Origin of the sequence: Bacillus sp. NP247, from assembly GCF_018966865.1 — a bacterium.
GTDB lineage: Bacteria > Bacillota > Bacilli > Bacillales > Bacillaceae_G > Bacillus_A.
On sequence record NZ_CP076653.1, the window covers coordinates 4,176,242 to 4,191,444 of the forward strand.

Annotated in this window: 16 protein-coding genes; 13 read left to right on the forward strand and 3 right to left on the reverse strand. The window is 36.2% G+C overall.

Annotation, left to right across the window (positions count from 1 at the left end; translation table 11 throughout):
* The first annotated feature begins 210 nt into the window (after nucleotides 1–210).
* The 10 genes from panB (at nucleotide 211) to KPL75_RS21870 (ending at nucleotide 9,377) form a co-directional block, all read left to right on the forward strand.
* Nucleotides 211–1,047 (forward strand): 3-methyl-2-oxobutanoate hydroxymethyltransferase, encoded by an 837-nt coding sequence (gene panB / locus KPL75_RS21825; RefSeq protein ID WP_002064539.1) that lies wholly within the window; start codon nucleotides 211–213, stop codon nucleotides 1,045–1,047.
* Complete coding sequence (panC, locus tag KPL75_RS21830) at nucleotides 1,047–1,895, forward strand: pantoate--beta-alanine ligase (RefSeq protein WP_219917759.1); 849 nt, start codon at nucleotides 1,047–1,049, stop codon at nucleotides 1,893–1,895. Before panB ends, panC begins: the two co-directional genes overlap by 1 nt.
* A 12-nt stretch (nucleotides 1,896–1,907) precedes the next feature.
* Nucleotides 1,908–2,291: an aspartate 1-decarboxylase gene (gene panD, locus KPL75_RS21835; protein WP_000490176.1), complete on the forward strand. Its 384-nt coding sequence runs from the start codon at nucleotides 1,908–1,910 to the stop codon at nucleotides 2,289–2,291.
* A gap of 130 nt (nucleotides 2,292–2,421) precedes the next feature.
* Nucleotides 2,422–5,226: an ATP-dependent DNA helicase DinG gene (dinG, locus tag KPL75_RS21840; protein ID WP_219917760.1), complete on the forward strand. Its 2,805-nt coding sequence runs from the start codon at nucleotides 2,422–2,424 to the stop codon at nucleotides 5,224–5,226.
* 250 nt (nucleotides 5,227–5,476) lie between these two features.
* The gene (locus KPL75_RS21845; protein ID WP_006924381.1) at nucleotides 5,477–5,647 is read left to right on the forward strand and encodes a YpmA family protein; all 171 of its coding nucleotides are present in this window, start codon (nucleotides 5,477–5,479) and stop codon (nucleotides 5,645–5,647) included.
* Between the two features lie 7 nt (nucleotides 5,648–5,654).
* Nucleotides 5,655–6,158, forward strand: coding sequence for a cell wall elongation regulator TseB-like domain-containing protein (locus KPL75_RS21850; protein WP_219917761.1), 504 nt, complete (start codon nucleotides 5,655–5,657; stop codon nucleotides 6,156–6,158).
* Nucleotides 6,159–6,176: 18 nt separating this feature from the next.
* Entirely contained in the window at nucleotides 6,177–7,364 is a 1,188-nt protein-coding gene (gene aspB, locus KPL75_RS21855; protein ID WP_219917762.1) for an aspartate transaminase AspB, read from the forward strand.
* 120 nt (nucleotides 7,365–7,484) lie between these two features.
* A complete protein-coding gene (gene dnaD, locus KPL75_RS21860; protein ID WP_000728546.1) occupies nucleotides 7,485–8,192 on the forward strand; it encodes a DNA replication protein DnaD in 708 nt (235 codons plus the stop codon).
* Between the two features lie 15 nt (nucleotides 8,193–8,207).
* Nucleotides 8,208–8,855: an endonuclease III gene (gene nth, locus KPL75_RS21865; RefSeq protein WP_000933020.1), complete on the forward strand. Its 648-nt coding sequence runs from the start codon at nucleotides 8,208–8,210 to the stop codon at nucleotides 8,853–8,855.
* Nucleotides 8,856–8,858: 3 nt separating this feature from the next.
* Nucleotides 8,859–9,377: a YpoC family protein gene (locus tag KPL75_RS21870; RefSeq protein ID WP_219917763.1), complete on the forward strand. Its 519-nt coding sequence runs from the start codon at nucleotides 8,859–8,861 to the stop codon at nucleotides 9,375–9,377.
* Nucleotides 9,378–9,402: 25 nt separating this feature from the next.
* Here the strand turns inward: KPL75_RS21870 and KPL75_RS21875 are convergent, their stop codons facing one another.
* Nucleotides 9,403–12,105, reverse strand: coding sequence for a PBP1A family penicillin-binding protein (locus KPL75_RS21875; RefSeq protein WP_219917764.1), 2,703 nt, complete (start codon nucleotides 12,103–12,105; stop codon nucleotides 9,403–9,405).
* Nucleotides 12,106–12,171: 66 nt separating this feature from the next.
* Nucleotides 12,172–12,774: a Holliday junction resolvase RecU gene (gene recU / locus KPL75_RS21880; protein WP_002030800.1), complete on the reverse strand. Its 603-nt coding sequence runs from the start codon at nucleotides 12,772–12,774 to the stop codon at nucleotides 12,172–12,174.
* 103 nt (nucleotides 12,775–12,877) lie between these two features.
* Here recU and KPL75_RS21885 point away from each other — a divergent pair, with 103 nt between their 5' ends.
* The gene (locus KPL75_RS21885; protein WP_219917765.1) at nucleotides 12,878–13,903 is read left to right on the forward strand and encodes a DUF2515 domain-containing protein; all 1,026 of its coding nucleotides are present in this window, start codon (nucleotides 12,878–12,880) and stop codon (nucleotides 13,901–13,903) included.
* Between the two features lie 345 nt (nucleotides 13,904–14,248).
* Here KPL75_RS21885 and KPL75_RS27725 read toward each other — a convergent pair whose 3' ends face one another.
* Nucleotides 14,249–14,395 (reverse strand): phage portal protein, encoded by a 147-nt coding sequence (locus tag KPL75_RS27725; RefSeq protein WP_307838389.1) that lies wholly within the window; start codon nucleotides 14,393–14,395, stop codon nucleotides 14,249–14,251.
* Between the two features lie 118 nt (nucleotides 14,396–14,513).
* On the opposite strand from KPL75_RS27725, the gene KPL75_RS21890 reads away from it, so the two are divergent.
* Nucleotides 14,514–14,756 carry a hypothetical protein gene (locus KPL75_RS21890; RefSeq protein ID WP_219917766.1) on the forward strand — a complete coding sequence of 81 codons (243 nt, stop codon included), beginning with the start codon at nucleotides 14,514–14,516 and terminating at the stop codon, nucleotides 14,754–14,756.
* A 17-nt stretch (nucleotides 14,757–14,773) separates the two neighbouring features.
* A complete protein-coding gene (locus KPL75_RS21895) occupies nucleotides 14,774–15,118 on the forward strand; it encodes a YppE family protein (RefSeq protein ID WP_219917767.1) in 345 nt (114 codons plus the stop codon).
* Nucleotides 15,119–15,203: the final 85 nt, after the last annotated feature.

Below are 15,203 nucleotides of genomic sequence, written 5' to 3' on the forward strand. Positions count from 1 at the left end.
GAATATGGGCAGTATCAAAGCGAACTGCACCATTATTTTACGCAGTATGAAAAAATAATAATTTGGATTCTGCCTTGATCCAATAACGGACTGGGACAGAGGGATGAATAATGCCGACTAACACACAACCCTTCTGCCCTTTTATGGCCAGAGGGGTTTTTTATATGATTTCGGCCATCTCCTCTCTCCTGCATAAAGGAGGAGTAGTTTTTGAAAACAAAAACAGATTTTTTGAAAATGAAAGAGCAAGGTGAGCCGATTACAATGCTAACGGCGTATGATTATCCATCTGCTAAATTAGCAGAAGAAGCTAAAGTCGATATGATTTTAGTGGGTGATTCTCTAGGAATGGTTGTACTTGGGTATGATTCAACAGTTCCAGTAACAGTAGAGGATATGATTCATCATACGAAAGCTGTACGCCGCGGAGCGAAAGAGACGTTTATTGTAACTGATATGCCATTTATGTCTTATCATGTCTCATTGCAAGATACGATGGTTAATGCACGTCGCATTGTTCAAGAGAGCGGGGCACATGCATTAAAGGTAGAAGGTGCTGGAGAAGTTATATCAACTATTCACTACTTAACGAATGCGGGAATTCCCGTTGTGGCGCATTTAGGTTTAACTCCTCAATCTGTAGGAGTGCTAGGTGGGTATAAAGTACAAGGGAAAGATGCTGAAAGTGCAAAAAAATTAATAGAAGATGCAAAGAAATGTGAGGAAGCTGGTGCGATAGCACTTGTGTTAGAGTGCGTGCCAATGCAATTAGCAGAACTTATTTCAGAGCAGTTAACAATTCCTACAATCGGAATTGGAGCAGGACAAAAAGTAGATGGGCAAGTTCTTGTATATCATGATCTTATCTCGTACGGCGTAAATCGTGTTCCGAAATTTGTGAAGCAATATACGTCTGTTCAAGAGGAGATTGTGCGAGGGATTTCGCAATACGTTACTGAAGTAAAGACAGGGCAATTTCCTGAAGAAAAACATTCATTCACAATGAAAGAGGAAGAGTGCTTAGCGTTATACGGAGGAAAACAATAATGAAAATCATAACTACAGTGCAAGAGATGCAGCAAATTACAAACGAACTTCGTACAAGTGGAAAAAGTATCGGTTTTGTTCCAACGATGGGGTATTTACACGAAGGGCATGCTACGTTACTACGTAAGGCAAGGGAAGAAAATGAAATTGTAGTGTTAAGTGTATTTGTAAATCCACTACAATTTGGACCAAATGAAGATTTAGATCGATACCCACGTGATATTGATAGAGATGAAAATGTAGCAAAAGAAAATGGTGTTGATTATTTATTTTATCCGAGTGTAGAAGAGATGTATCCAGCAGAACAAACGACAACAGTAGAAGTTGTGAAGCGTACCGACGTATTATGTGGTAAACAAAGACCGGGTCATTTCGCTGGTGTTGCGACTGTACTAATGAAACTATTTAATATTACATTGCCAACGCGTGCTTATTTTGGTATGAAAGATGCACAGCAAGTAGCTGTAATTGAAGGATTCGTAACGGATTTTAATATTCCAGTTACGATCGTACCAGTTGATATTGTAAGGGAAGAAGATGGTTTAGCGAAAAGTTCTCGTAATGTGTATTTATCACTAGAAGAACGCGAAGAGGCTCCTCATTTATACCGCAGTCTATGTATAGCGAAAGAACGAATTGAGGCAGGCGAACGTAATCCAGAAATCATTATGGATCTTGTGAAAGAGCATATTGAGAAGTATACGAAAGGCACTGTAGATTATGCTGATTTATATGCATATCCTTCATTAAAAGCAATAGATAAAATTGAAGGAAGAATCATTTTAGCGATTGCAGTTAAGTTTGAACATGTACGATTAATTGACAATATAACATTAATGGGGAAATAAGGGGGAGCATCTATGTTTCGCACAATGATGAGAGCGAAGTTACATCGCGCAACTGTAACAGAAGCAAATTTAAATTATGTAGGTAGTATTACAATTGATGAAGATTTAATGGATGCGGTAAATATTGTAGAAAATGAAAAAGTACAAATTGTAAATAACAACAATGGAGCTCGCTTAGAGACATATGTTATTAAAGGAGAGCGCGGTAGCGGTGTTGTGTGTTTAAATGGTGCAGCTGCAAGACTTGTACAACCGGGTGATAAAGTTATTATTATTTGTTATGGTTTAGTGGCAGAAGAAAATATTCATAAACAAGAGCCGAAAATTGCAGTATTAGACGATGATAATCAAATTATTGAAATGTTAGGTGCTGAAAAAGCTGGCACGATATTATAAGTAGGAAGGCTATCTCTAATTAAGGAGATAGCTTTTTTGTGCATCTTTTCATTAAGATGAGGTAAAACGTGGTATAGTAACATTATATAATTTTTGTGTTTGATAGGTAAGAAATTGAGGTGTTACATATATGAGTAAGCGTTATGTCGTTGTTGATTTAGAGACGACAGGGAACTCCTGGAAGGATGGGAAGGATAAAATCACCCAAATTGCAGCTGTTGTAGTGGAAGATGGAGAGATATTAGAGATTTTTTCATCTTTTATTAATCCGAAGAGAGAGATTCCCCTATTTATTACAGAATTAACTGGGATTGATGAAGATCTTGTAAAACAAGCCCCGTTATTTCGAGATGTAGCCCCGATGATTGTTGAGCTATTACAAGGTGCGGCTTTTGTTGCACATAACGTTCACTTTGATTGGAATTTTTTAAATGAAGAATTAAGGCAGGCTGGATATACAGAAGTACATTGTCCTAAAATCGATACAGTTGAATTGGCGCAAATTCTTTTGCCGACAGCTGATAGTTATAAATTACGTGATTTAGCTAAGCAACATGAACTAGAGCACGATCAACCACATCGTGCGGATAGTGATGCTCTTGCAACAGCGGAGTTGTTTTTACAATTTTTAAGTGAAATTGAAAAGTTACCACTTGTCACATTACAATCGCTTTATGAATTAAGTGATGTTTTCCAAAGTGATATAGCTGATGTACTTTCTGAAAATATTTTAAAGAAAATGATGCATGGTAAAGAAAGGGCAGAGGAGTATGAAGTGTATCGAAATATTGCGCTTCGAAAGCGGAACTATTCTTTAAGCCTCAGTGAAACATGCTCATCTAAATTTGATGCTTTCTTACATAAGACAATGGATAAACTTGAATTGAATATGCCAAAGTTTGAAAAAAGAGAAAGCCAACAGATTATGATGAAGGAAATATATACAGCGCTAAGAGATTCTAGGTTTTCACTGATTGAAGCAGGAACAGGTACGGGGAAGACGCTTGCATATTTACTTCCAAGTATTTATTTTGCAAAGAAAAAAGAAGAACCTGTCATTATAAGTACACAAACTGTACAATTGCAACAACAAATACTAGAAAAAGAAATTCCTTTATTAAAGAAAATAATGCCATTTTCATTTGAAGTAGCTCTTCTGAAAGGAAGAAAGCATTATCTGTGTCTACATAAATTTGAATATGCTCTGCAAGAGGAAGAGAAAAATTATGATATGGCGCTCACAAAGGCAAAAATTTTAGTGTGGTTATTGCAAACGGAAACCGGCGATCGTGATGAATTAAATATTCCTGAGGGCGGAAAGTTACTTTGGAACCGTATTTGTAGTGATGCATATAGTCCGGGCGGGATGCAAAGTAACTGGTTTAGTCGTTGTTTTTATCAACGAGCGAAGAATAAAGCATTGTTTGCAGATATTGTTATTACAAATCATGCGTTATTATTTCAAGATTTTTCAAGTGAAGAACCACTGTTTGCTTCATGTGAACATATTATTTTTGATGAAGCTCATCATATCGAGGAAGCGGCGAGTAGAACATTTGGTGAACAGTTCTCATGTATGTATTTTCAATTAGCTTTATCTCGTCTTGGTACGCTAGAAACAGATGATGTGCTTTCTAAAGTATATAAAATGATGAAAAAATCAGAGCAAGCCTCTCGTTCGACTTTCCGTATGGTGAGTCATGGTTTGAAGGAATTGAAATTTGATGCGGATGAACTATTCCAAATGTTACGTGCTTTCATATTTAAACAAACAAAGCAGGAACAAGGGATGAGCAATATGCCGCTCATTTATCGATATAACACGGAAGTAGAGAACGGTAAGTTATGGGATAGCATTACCGAGTTAACAAATCGTTTTGTATATGATGTAAGAAAATTAGTGACTACACTTGAGAAGCAAGCTGATATATTGCAAAGTAAATTAGAATGGGAGATGCATGTTGTTACAGGGGAATTTATGCACTTAATTGAGTTGTTGAGAAAGATGGTACAATCTTTACAATTACTCATTTTAGAAAAAAATTCATACGTGACATGGATGGAGACTGAGACGAAGGGAACGATTCATTCAACAGTTTTATATGCACAGCCTGTTCATATTAGTGAAAGATTTGCTGATGAATTTTTAACAGAAAAAAAGAGTGTTATTTTCACATCAGCAACGTTAACAGTTAGTGATTCATTCGACTATATAAAAGAGGAGCTAGGTTTGCATGATTTTGCGCCCAATATATTAAAGGTTCCATCACCATTTCGTTTTGAAGAACAAATGAAATTAATGGTTTCAACGGATGTGCCTTTTATTAAGCAAGCAAGTAATGAGGAATATATTGAGTCTGTATCGGCACATATTGCGAAAATAGCGAAAGCTACAAAAGGTAGAATGCTCGTTTTATTTACTTCGTATGAAATGTTGAAAGAAGCGTATACGAATTTGAAAAGTGATGATGCATTAGAAGGATATTTATTATTAACACAAAGTGTGAATAATAAGAGCCGAAGTCGCCTCATACGTAAATTTCAAGAGTTCGACAAATCGATTTTGTTAGGAACAAGTAGTTTTTGGGAAGGGATAGATATACCTGGAGATGCTTTGAGTTGCCTTGTCATTGTTCGTCTTCCCTTTACGCCTCCTCATCAACCGATGATGGAAGCGAAAGGAGAGTGGCTAAAAAATCAAGGAGAAGACGTATTCGCTAAGTTAGCGCTCCCGCAAGCGATATTACGTTTCAAACAAGGATTTGGTCGTCTTATTAGAACAAATACAGATACAGGAACGGTATTTGTATTAGATCGTCGTTTGACAAGTTCTTCCTATGGAAAACGGTTTTTACAATCAATCCCAACGGTTCCGCTCTATGAAGGACCGTTAGAAGAATTGTTAGAGCAATTAAAGGAACGACCAAATAAATAAAATTGGAAGAAAAATACGCCTGAAGTACATTTAAACTTCAGGCGTAAAAAATGTGGGTAGGAGGAATTTTATTTTTCTTACTTCTTGTATACAAAATGTATTGGTTTTCGACTTGAAACCTTTTTTTGCTGTACATGTCCTGCTATAATAGATGGGTGATGAAGCAGGGGTTGTAAAGAATGTACTCTTATTGTAACCGCATTGCGTTCTTCTATAATTAGAAATTTTTGTGTAACGGAGGAGTTTTTTCATGGAGAAGAAAATCGAAGTACTATCAACGACGCGTATTAAATATTCGTCTGATTTGTATAAAATTGTTGATAGTTTGAATCGTACGTTAAAAGAGCAGGACCTCATGTTCGGACTAGCATTAGACGAAAAAGATAAAGAAATAGCTGTATTTACGATTTACAGAACGTAGTGATACAATGAAAAAGTGGATCTTTGCAATCATTATCGTTATCGTTGCTAGCGGAATATATGGGGCGTATGTTTATAATAAAGCGATGGGACAGAAAATTCCAAAAGAGTCGAAATTTGTAGAAATTGCTAAAGAAAAAGCAAAGCTTACAAAGGTGAAATCTGTTGATTATTACAACGGAAAATCTGCATATATAGTCGTGCAAGGTACAGATGAAAAGGGAGAACAACTTATCGTTTGGGTGCCTGAGAAAAAAAGGGATACTGTAGTAAGGAAAAAGAGCGAAGGTATTTCTGAAAAAGAGGCTATACAAAGAACACTAGAACAAGTCGGCAATGAAAGTAAGGAACCAAAAAGTAAGCCGAAAGAGATTATGAAAGTGAAATTAGGCTTTGAAAATGATGTACCACTATGGGAAGTTACATATATTGATGATGACAATCGTTATAGTTATTACTATCTTGAATTTAAAGATGGAAAATTTTTAAGACGATATAGCATTGAAAAATAGATGTAGGGGGAACTACAAATGAAATTAGCAAAGCGAGTAGCTGCTTTAACACCGTCTTCAACTTTAGAAATTACAGCAAAGGCACAAGCATTAAAAGCGGAAGGTCATGATGTAATTGCATTAGGGGCAGGGGAACCTGACTTTAATACACCAGAGCATATTATGGATGCTGCACATAAAGCGATGTTAGAAGGACATACGAAGTATACACCAACAGGTGGATTACAATCGTTAAAACAAGAAATTGTGAAGAAATTTACTCGCGATCAAGGTATTGCGTATGATCCATCTGAAATTATTGTATGTAATGGTGCAAAGCATGCATTATATACATTATTCCAAGTGTTACTTGATGAAGGAGATGAAGTTATCATCCCAACTCCTTATTGGGTAAGTTATCCTGAGCAAGTAAAGCTTGCTGGTGGTAAGCCAGTTTATGTAGAAGGTCTAGAAGGCAATGAGTACAAAATTACAGCAAAGCAGCTGCGTGAGGCAATTACAGAGAAAACGAAAGCAGTTATTATTAATTCACCGAGCAATCCAACAGGGATGATTTACAGCAAAGAAGAATTACAACAGCTTGGAGAAGTATGTTTAGAGCATGATATCTTAATCGTTTCAGATGAGATTTATGAAAAATTAATTTATGGTGACGCGGAATATACTTCAATTGCCCAGCTTTCTAATGCATTAAAAGAACAAACACTTATTATTAATGGTGTATCTAAATCACATTCTATGACAGGTTGGCGTATTGGATATGCAGCAGGAAATAAGCAGCTTATTAAAGCGATGACGAACTTAGCGAGTCATAGTACGTCAAACCCTACTTCAATTGCTCAATACGGTGCAATTGCTGCGTATGCAGGCTCACAAGAACCTGTAGAAATAATGCGTCAAGCGTTTGAAGAAAGATTGAACATTATTTATGATAAATTAATTCAAATTCCTGGTTTTACTTGCATTAAGCCACAAGGTGCTTTTTACTTGTTCCCAAATGTAAAAGAAGCCGTAGCATTAGCTGGGTATGATACAGTTGATGAGTGGGCAAAAGCATTATTAGAAGAAGAAAAGGTGGCACTTGTTCCAGGTACAGGATTTGGTGCACCAAATAACGTTCGATTATCGTATGCGACATCTCTTGAGCAAGTAGAGAAAGCATTAGAACGAATTCATACGTTCATGAAAAGCAAAGTACAGGCGTAATCTTCTGTTTTTGTAGTAAATGGCAAGAAACCTCTCTATATATAGGGAGGTTTTTTTGACGAATTGTGGTAAAAAGAAATGGCTAAAGGTGTGTTATACTAGAAAGCGAGGTGTTTGGTGATGAAAAAGAAAATGATGTTACAATGGTTTGAACAGGGAAGCATAGCGATTCCTAAATTGCTTATGATGCATTATAAAAAGCTAGGTTTAAATGAGACGGAATTTATGGTAGTACTTCATGTACACACATTTTTAGAATCAGGTAATTCGTTCCCGACTCCTTCAGAGATTTCAGAACGGATGACGATAACAGAAATGAAATGCATGGAAGTGATTCAGACCTTAATCCAAAAAGGTTTTTTAGCACTAGAAGGTGGACGAAGATCTGAAGCGATGATGTGTGAAAGTTATTCTTTACAACCACTGTGGGAAAAAATATTGCACTTTTTAATGAATGAATCTATAGAGGAAGAGCAAAAAGAACAAAAACAAATTCAAGTAAATTTATATACAGTATTTGAAAAAGAATTCGGAAGACCACTTTCGCCATTTGAATGTGAAACATTAGGGATGTGGGAAGATCAAGATCAACACCATCCGAATTTAATTCAAGCGGCTCTTCGTGAAGCTGTTATGAGTGGTAAACTTAATTTCCGGTATATTGATCGTATTTTGTTTGAGTGGAAAAAGAACGGAATTAAAACGGTAGATCAAGCGCAAAATCAAGGCCAGAAATTTAGAGCGAATCAACAACGCACACAACAAACGACAAAACAAGAGACGAAATTTACTGGGAAAGTGCCTTTTTATAATTGGTTGGAGCAGTAGTGTAGGAGGAAAGATATGTTGAACAAAACGCAAATTCGTTATTGTTTAGATACAATGGCGGATATGTATCCAGAAGCGCATTGTGAATTAATTCATGATAATCCATTTGAACTTGTAATCGCAGTGGCATTATCTGCACAATGCACAGATGCACTTGTGAATAAAGTGACGAAAAACTTATTTCAAAAATATAAAACACCAGAAGATTATTTAAGTGTGTCTTTAGAAGAATTACAACAAGATATACGTTCCATTGGATTGTTTAGAAATAAGGCGAAAAATATTCAAAAATTGTGCCGGATGTTACTAGATGATTATAACGGGAAAGTTCCAGAAGACCGTGACGAGCTGACGAAATTACCAGGAGTAGGGAGAAAGACAGCGAATGTAGTTGTTTCGGTAGCATTTGGAATTCCAGCGATTGCTGTTGATACGCATGTAGAGAGAGTGAGTAAACGGTTAGCAATTTGTAGATGGAAAGATTCTGTGTTAGAAGTGGAAAAGACATTGATGAAGAAAATTCCAATGGATGAGTGGGGAGTTACACACCACCGTATGATTTTCTTTGGACGTTATTACTGTAAGGCGCAGCGACCACAATGTGAAGAGTGTCGATTACTAGAAATATGTCGCGAAGGAAAGAAACGAATGAAGGGGAAATAAAGGATGGAGCGAGTTATAGAAATACCGGAAGAGTTTCGGTACGTACCATTTTTTAAAAAGAGTGCAAATTCGATTACGTATCACACAGACCAGTCTTTTGAAGAAATAATACAAAATACTTACTTTATATTTGATATTGAAAGACAATATGAGCCGTGGAATGAAATTGAAACAAGTATTCCAGCGGTGTTAAATGTATGGAAAAGCAAGCATGAAGAAATTGCTATACTATTTCGGAACAGAAAAAAACAAGAAGCTGAGGGTCCGATGATTCTTTTTGCAGCGCACTTTCTATCTGTTATATATTGGTTAAATGAGCAGCCTGTTCATAGTTTGAATGAGATGCAAGTAAATACGAATAAATTGGAAGTACAACCTGTTAATTTTATGGAGCGATATTCATTTATTATAAAGAAACCGAGTAATTACCATTCGTATATTCAATTAGTACAGTTGTATATCGAGATAGAAAAGCTATATGTAAAGAAAATGATAACAAAAAAGAAGTCGGTTTCTCATTAAGAGAAACCGACTTCTTTTTTGTTTATTAAGACTCTGTTGTAACAACATTTCCGTCCGCGTGAGGTGTATCTCCTCCGGTATTTTGTTGCTGTTGCTGCTCTTCAGCTTTTTTTCTAGCTTCTTCGTCAGCTTTTCTCTTAGCTTCTTCGTCGGCTTTTCTCTTAGCTTCTTCGTCAGCTTTCTTCTTAGCCTCTTCGTCAGCGGCTTTCTTTTGAGCTTCTTCTTGCTGTTTACGTTGTTGTTCTTGTTGCTGCTGTTGTTCTTGTTGTTTACGTTGTTGTTCTTGTTGTTGCTGTTCTTGCTGTTTACGCTGATCTTCATCAGCTTTTTTCTTAGCTTCTTCTTGTTTTAGTTTATCTTCATTGGTCTTTTTCAGGGCTTCTTCGTCAGCTTTTTTCTTAGCTTCTTCGTCAGCTTTTTTCGCATCTGGAGTTCCGCCAGGGGCAGTGAAGGATGCACCAACTGCAGGGCTTGTTCCAGTACCCTTTTTCGCTACTACAGAGAAGCTGTAAGTAACACCTGGTTTAATACCACCAAGAGTAGCTGTCGTACCACTTACTGATAAGCTACCACTAGAACCGTCAGTAGCTTTATAGCTCGCTGCGTATGCATCAACATCTGATGATGGTCCAGACCAGTTCAGTGTCACTGTGCTAGTGCCATCGAAAGCGACATTAAGGCCACTAGGTGGATCTACTTTAATTTGTTTAACTGCATCTTTTTTCGCACCTTTTACGTACAATTCTCCGTTTATTTCTTGAACAGAAGAAGGACGTTCGAAACGAGATTTATCTGTAGCGAATTTGCTCATCATTACTTGGAACATTTGTTGTGCAATTTTAGTATAACGATCACTAATGTAATTTTCTGGACCATTCTTTTCGTAACCAGTCCACACAGCCATCGTATATTGTGGTGTATATCCAGCGAACCAGCTATCTCTGTTCGCATCAGCTGGGATGCCATATTTTTTTATATCTTTTGCATCAAAGTTTTGTGTTCCTGTTTTACCAGCAACGTCGAATCCAGAAACATATGCTGTTGGCCCTGTACCGCCAGAACCAGGTTTTACTACGTCACGAAGAACATCAGTAACCATGTAAGCTGTATGGTCGTGCATTGCACGTTGTTCTTTCGGTTTAAAGCTTTTCTTTTTCCCGTCTGGGAAGATGACTTCTTTTACGAAGTGAGGTTTATTATAAACACCGTCATTACCAAACGCTGCATAAGCTCCAGCGACATCTAACGGAGAGCCTTCATTACTACCGATTGCAGTAGATTCATATGCTATCCCATCTTTAAACGTCATGCCTAAACCTTCAGCAAACTCTTGTGCCTTAGGAACACCAACTGCTTGAGCTGTTTTTAAAGCCGGGATGTTTAATGACTTCTTCAATGCTTCACGAAGTGAAACGTCACCTTTAAAATTACCTGTAGCATTTTTAATCTTTGTGCCATCAGAGTAAGTATATTCAGAGTCATTTAATTGATGATACGTAGACCATTGAAGGTTTTCAATTGCTGGACCATAGTCGAAAATGGGTTTCATTGTTGAACCAACTTGGCGTTTTAAATCAACTGCCATATTATGACCTTTGAAAGTAGACTTACTTTCTTTACGCCCAGCACCAATTGCTCGAACTTCTCCAGACTGTGTATCCATAAATACAAATGATCCTTGGAACTGATCGTTTGGATACTTAATGAGATTGCCATCCATAATTTTCTCAGCGTAATCTTGAGCATCTTGATCAAGTGTTGTATGAATCGTTAAACCATCTGAACCGATATTTACATCAGGGTATTCTTTTTCAACTTCCTTTACGGCAGCATCTATAAATGCTTGATACTTCATTTCAGTCACTTCTGAAGATGGAAGAAGTCCTTGTATTACAGGGATTTGCATCGCATCATTCATTTCTTGTTTCGTTATATACCCGTGTCGGTTCATTAATGTTAATACGATATTACGACGTTTCGTTGCTCTATCAACGTTATCTGGTTTTGTTGGATCATAAATGTTAGGACCTTGGGGTAAACCAGCGAGCATTGCAGCTTCGTGTAGTTGTATGTCTTTTAAATCTTTGCCGTAATATTTTTTGGCAGCTGTGGAAATACCATAAGAGCGATTACCTAAGTTAATCTTATTTAAGTACATTTCTAAAATTTCATGTTTTGAGTACTGTTGCTCTAACTTATAAGATAAGTACCATTCCTGCACTTTTCTTTTTGCAGTTTTGTCCATCGTTAGAAAATAGTTTTTAACTACTTGCTGTGTAATCGTACTACCACCTTGTGATCCAAAACCACCAGTGACATTTTCCATGACTGCCATTCCAGTACGTCTAAAATCAATTCCATTATGATCGTAGAAACGAGCATCCTCAGTCGCAAGGAATGCACTTTCAATTACTTTTGGAATTTGATCGTATGTAACATGGGTTCGTTTTTCAGCACCGTATTCATAGAAGAAATTCCCGTTCTTATCAAGGAATTTTGTTGATAAAGGATTGACTAGTTTTGATTTGTCTAGTTTTGGAGCGTCCTTTACCATAACAAAGAAAGCCGAAACGCCAGCTACGAGGCCGACGATACCAAGAAGTAGACAACCTATAAGGAATTTCTTGAAAAAGGAACCTTTTTTCTTTGGCTTTTCTTCTTTATGAGTTTCTTTCGTTTGATTTTTTACATGATTTCGTTCTGTACGAGAACGATAATTATCTGACATTATACTTTCTCCTACCTTTCATTCTCTCCCCCAAAAGTCGAAAAAAGAGCCTTAGTGATGACTCTATCACGAAAAATAAACCGTGTCTAGTACGCGGATATAATCAATGCGAGGGTGATAACCGCATGATAATAAAGACCCATGCTCTTCTATTTCTTGTTTTGTAATCGATTTACGTCCACCAGTATTTTGACGATTCCAAAATGCAATAATATGTTTTGCATCTAATAAATAAAATTCATCAAAAAGTGTAAATTTAATAATAACAAATGCAATTCCATTATGAGCTACTACTTGCTTCATATGTTCAATTTGATGAAGGTGGAAGTTTTGAAGTGGAAAACTGGTTTTATTTTTAGTTTCTTTTGCTTCAAAATCGATGTATTTCCCTTTGTATACACCGTTGTAATCTGTTGTAGAAGGTTGTTTGAAATACGCTTCTTTTACCACTGCAGCACTTCGAGCGGGGTAATCTACTTTTACAATTTGAAGAGGTGTAGGTTTTTTATGTACGCATGCAATATTATGGGTTAAGTAATATTGATTGGTGTCATTCAATTCCTCTTCAAGGGACATACCTCTATTACTGTAAGTATGTTTTTTTATTGGTGTTTTATGAGGTTGTGAAGCTTGATCGTACCTTTTTCCATTTGGGTAACGAATGGTCATATTTTGTCCACTCCCAACTTGATAAGAATTACTTACAAAGGTGATTATATCAAAAAATGAAAAAAGATGTGACCTTTTTCAAGAAAGGTATGGTGACTTACTCATGTTTCGATGGAATGATTACGAAAAAATTAAACAGAATCGTAATGATATTTTTTGTACAGAAGAGGAAAAAGCTATAGTTCTTCATATTAAGGAGAGAACGGATGTAGCTAACGTAGATAATATTTCACGTACACAATCTTACCAAGAATATTATTTGAGAAATAGAGAAATTAGATGGTCTTTTTTAGCAAGTATGGTTTCAAGGAATGGGGGATGGAACATGACTGATTTAGAAGGAGAATATTATTCTAATCTTTTATCTCAAACAGTTAAGAGACGATTATTTCTTTTGTATGAGAAAGCCAATTGGCTCATTTTTTTAGATGCATTTCCACAACTATTACTGTATGAGGAAAGTAAAAAGAGATGTGCGCCGCTCTTTCATTTGTTGCAATTTTTCAACATATCAATTTTTATGGAAAAAGAATGGGTCGCGTTTTGGGAAAAAAAAGATATAAATAGGCTTATGACGGCGCTTATTATTAATGAACAAAATAAAATTCAAAAACCAGTAATCGAGAATGCATACTTTCAAAAACATGTATTTGATACGGCACTATTCAAATTTCAAGAAATATTTCACGTTAGTGCAGTTATTTTTCCAATGGTGGAAGGGGGAATGTATGGATTTTCAGTTTATCAATTTGAAACGTTGCAAAAACGTATAGAACTTGGGAAGCAATTAGCTTGGTTATTATTTCATTCAAAGTATAAGGCTTCTTTTTATAAATTCGCAGTGCAAACTAGACATACAGGATCAAGGATGGATTATGAATGTAATATAAGCGGAATTAGAAAATTATGTACGCCGGCTCTTCGGGATGTGTATTCTATTGTCACTCATGAAAAATTAATGGAAAAAGATTGGTTTAGTGAAGGGGTGGAAATAGATTCATTATTTTTACTTGAAAAACCTAAGGGGGAAATTAATATCACAGAATGGTATAGAAAGAAGAGGGAGCAAATACATACTCTTTCTATATTAAGTAGTTTTGTTAAAAGAATAGATGAGTTCATGATATAATCAAAAAGTCCCGCCTTCCTACATGAAGGCGGGGCTTCTTGATTAAAAGTAATATGTTCTTCAACAAATTACTTTTTACTTCGCTATTTGCCGGCAGTACGACTTTAACTTCAACACTTATCGAAAGCGAAGAGGTAAGGTTAGACTAGAAAATAGTTGTTTGTAAAAGCCACTTTGGTGAAAGGGTCATTTTATCCTGCTATTTGTGGGCGGTAAAACTCCCACCTCAAAATTCGGCTGGAGCAAAGAAGTTAGATGGAAGCCCTGCTGCCCGTAAACGCCCGATTGGTGAAGGCTAATAATCAGTTGGGGATGAACAAAACCACCACTGAATAAAGTTTCACTTTATGTAGCGGGGAAATTTGGACCGTCAAGCTTTGGATTACCAGTCTCAGGTTTGTTTTGTTGTTTGTTTTGCTTTTTCTTTTTTTCGTTTTTATTTTTTGTCATCGTAATACACCTCCTTTTTGTATTGTTACCATTTCTAAAAATGGCATACTAAATGATTTCTTTGACGAATATCAACTAGTTTTGTCATGTGAGAAGGAGTAACCAATCAATCGGCGAAATTACATGACAAAGGAAAGGCAAAGAAGGGGGCGTTTTAAATATGGCGATGGTTCAGAAGGCAGATGTTATGAAAAAAATGGATCAAATGTTAAGTTCTCTCGATTTGCTGGAAATGAATATTGGGATTAGAATGAATCATGCATTGAAGGATAAAGGTGAAAAAATATGCAATAAGATAGAAATAACAGAAATGCATATAGAGCATATGGAAAATAAATTAGTGCATCACGAAGAAAAAGGGAGCTGGGTAAAGACATTTCAAAACGTCGTAGTGAGTGCATAATATAAGGTGGGAACAAAATGGGATATGAAGCATTAATCCAGTCCTCGGAGAAGTTAATGCAGTATAATGATGAAGCGAATGTGAAAAAAAGAGAAATGGCTGAATATGATTTTTATAAGGATATGAAGCCATTTGTTGATATTGTAGATGGGGAGTTAGAGATGTGGAAAGAATTAGCTTATAGGTGGATAAAGGAAGAACGACCTAAGTATATACATGTACAACAAATTGATCAAGTGTATGATAATTTACAAACTAATGTGCTACAATGTTTTGTTAATAAGGGAAAAGGTAAACGTTTCTTTGAAACTTATCAAGCTATTTCGTATACTTTGCAAAATATCGTAGATCAATGTAAGTAACAAGAGGGAAAACCCTCTTGTTTTTTTATCCCGCGTTAACGGGCAGTAAGACTCCCACCTCAAAACTCGGCTGAAACAATGAAGT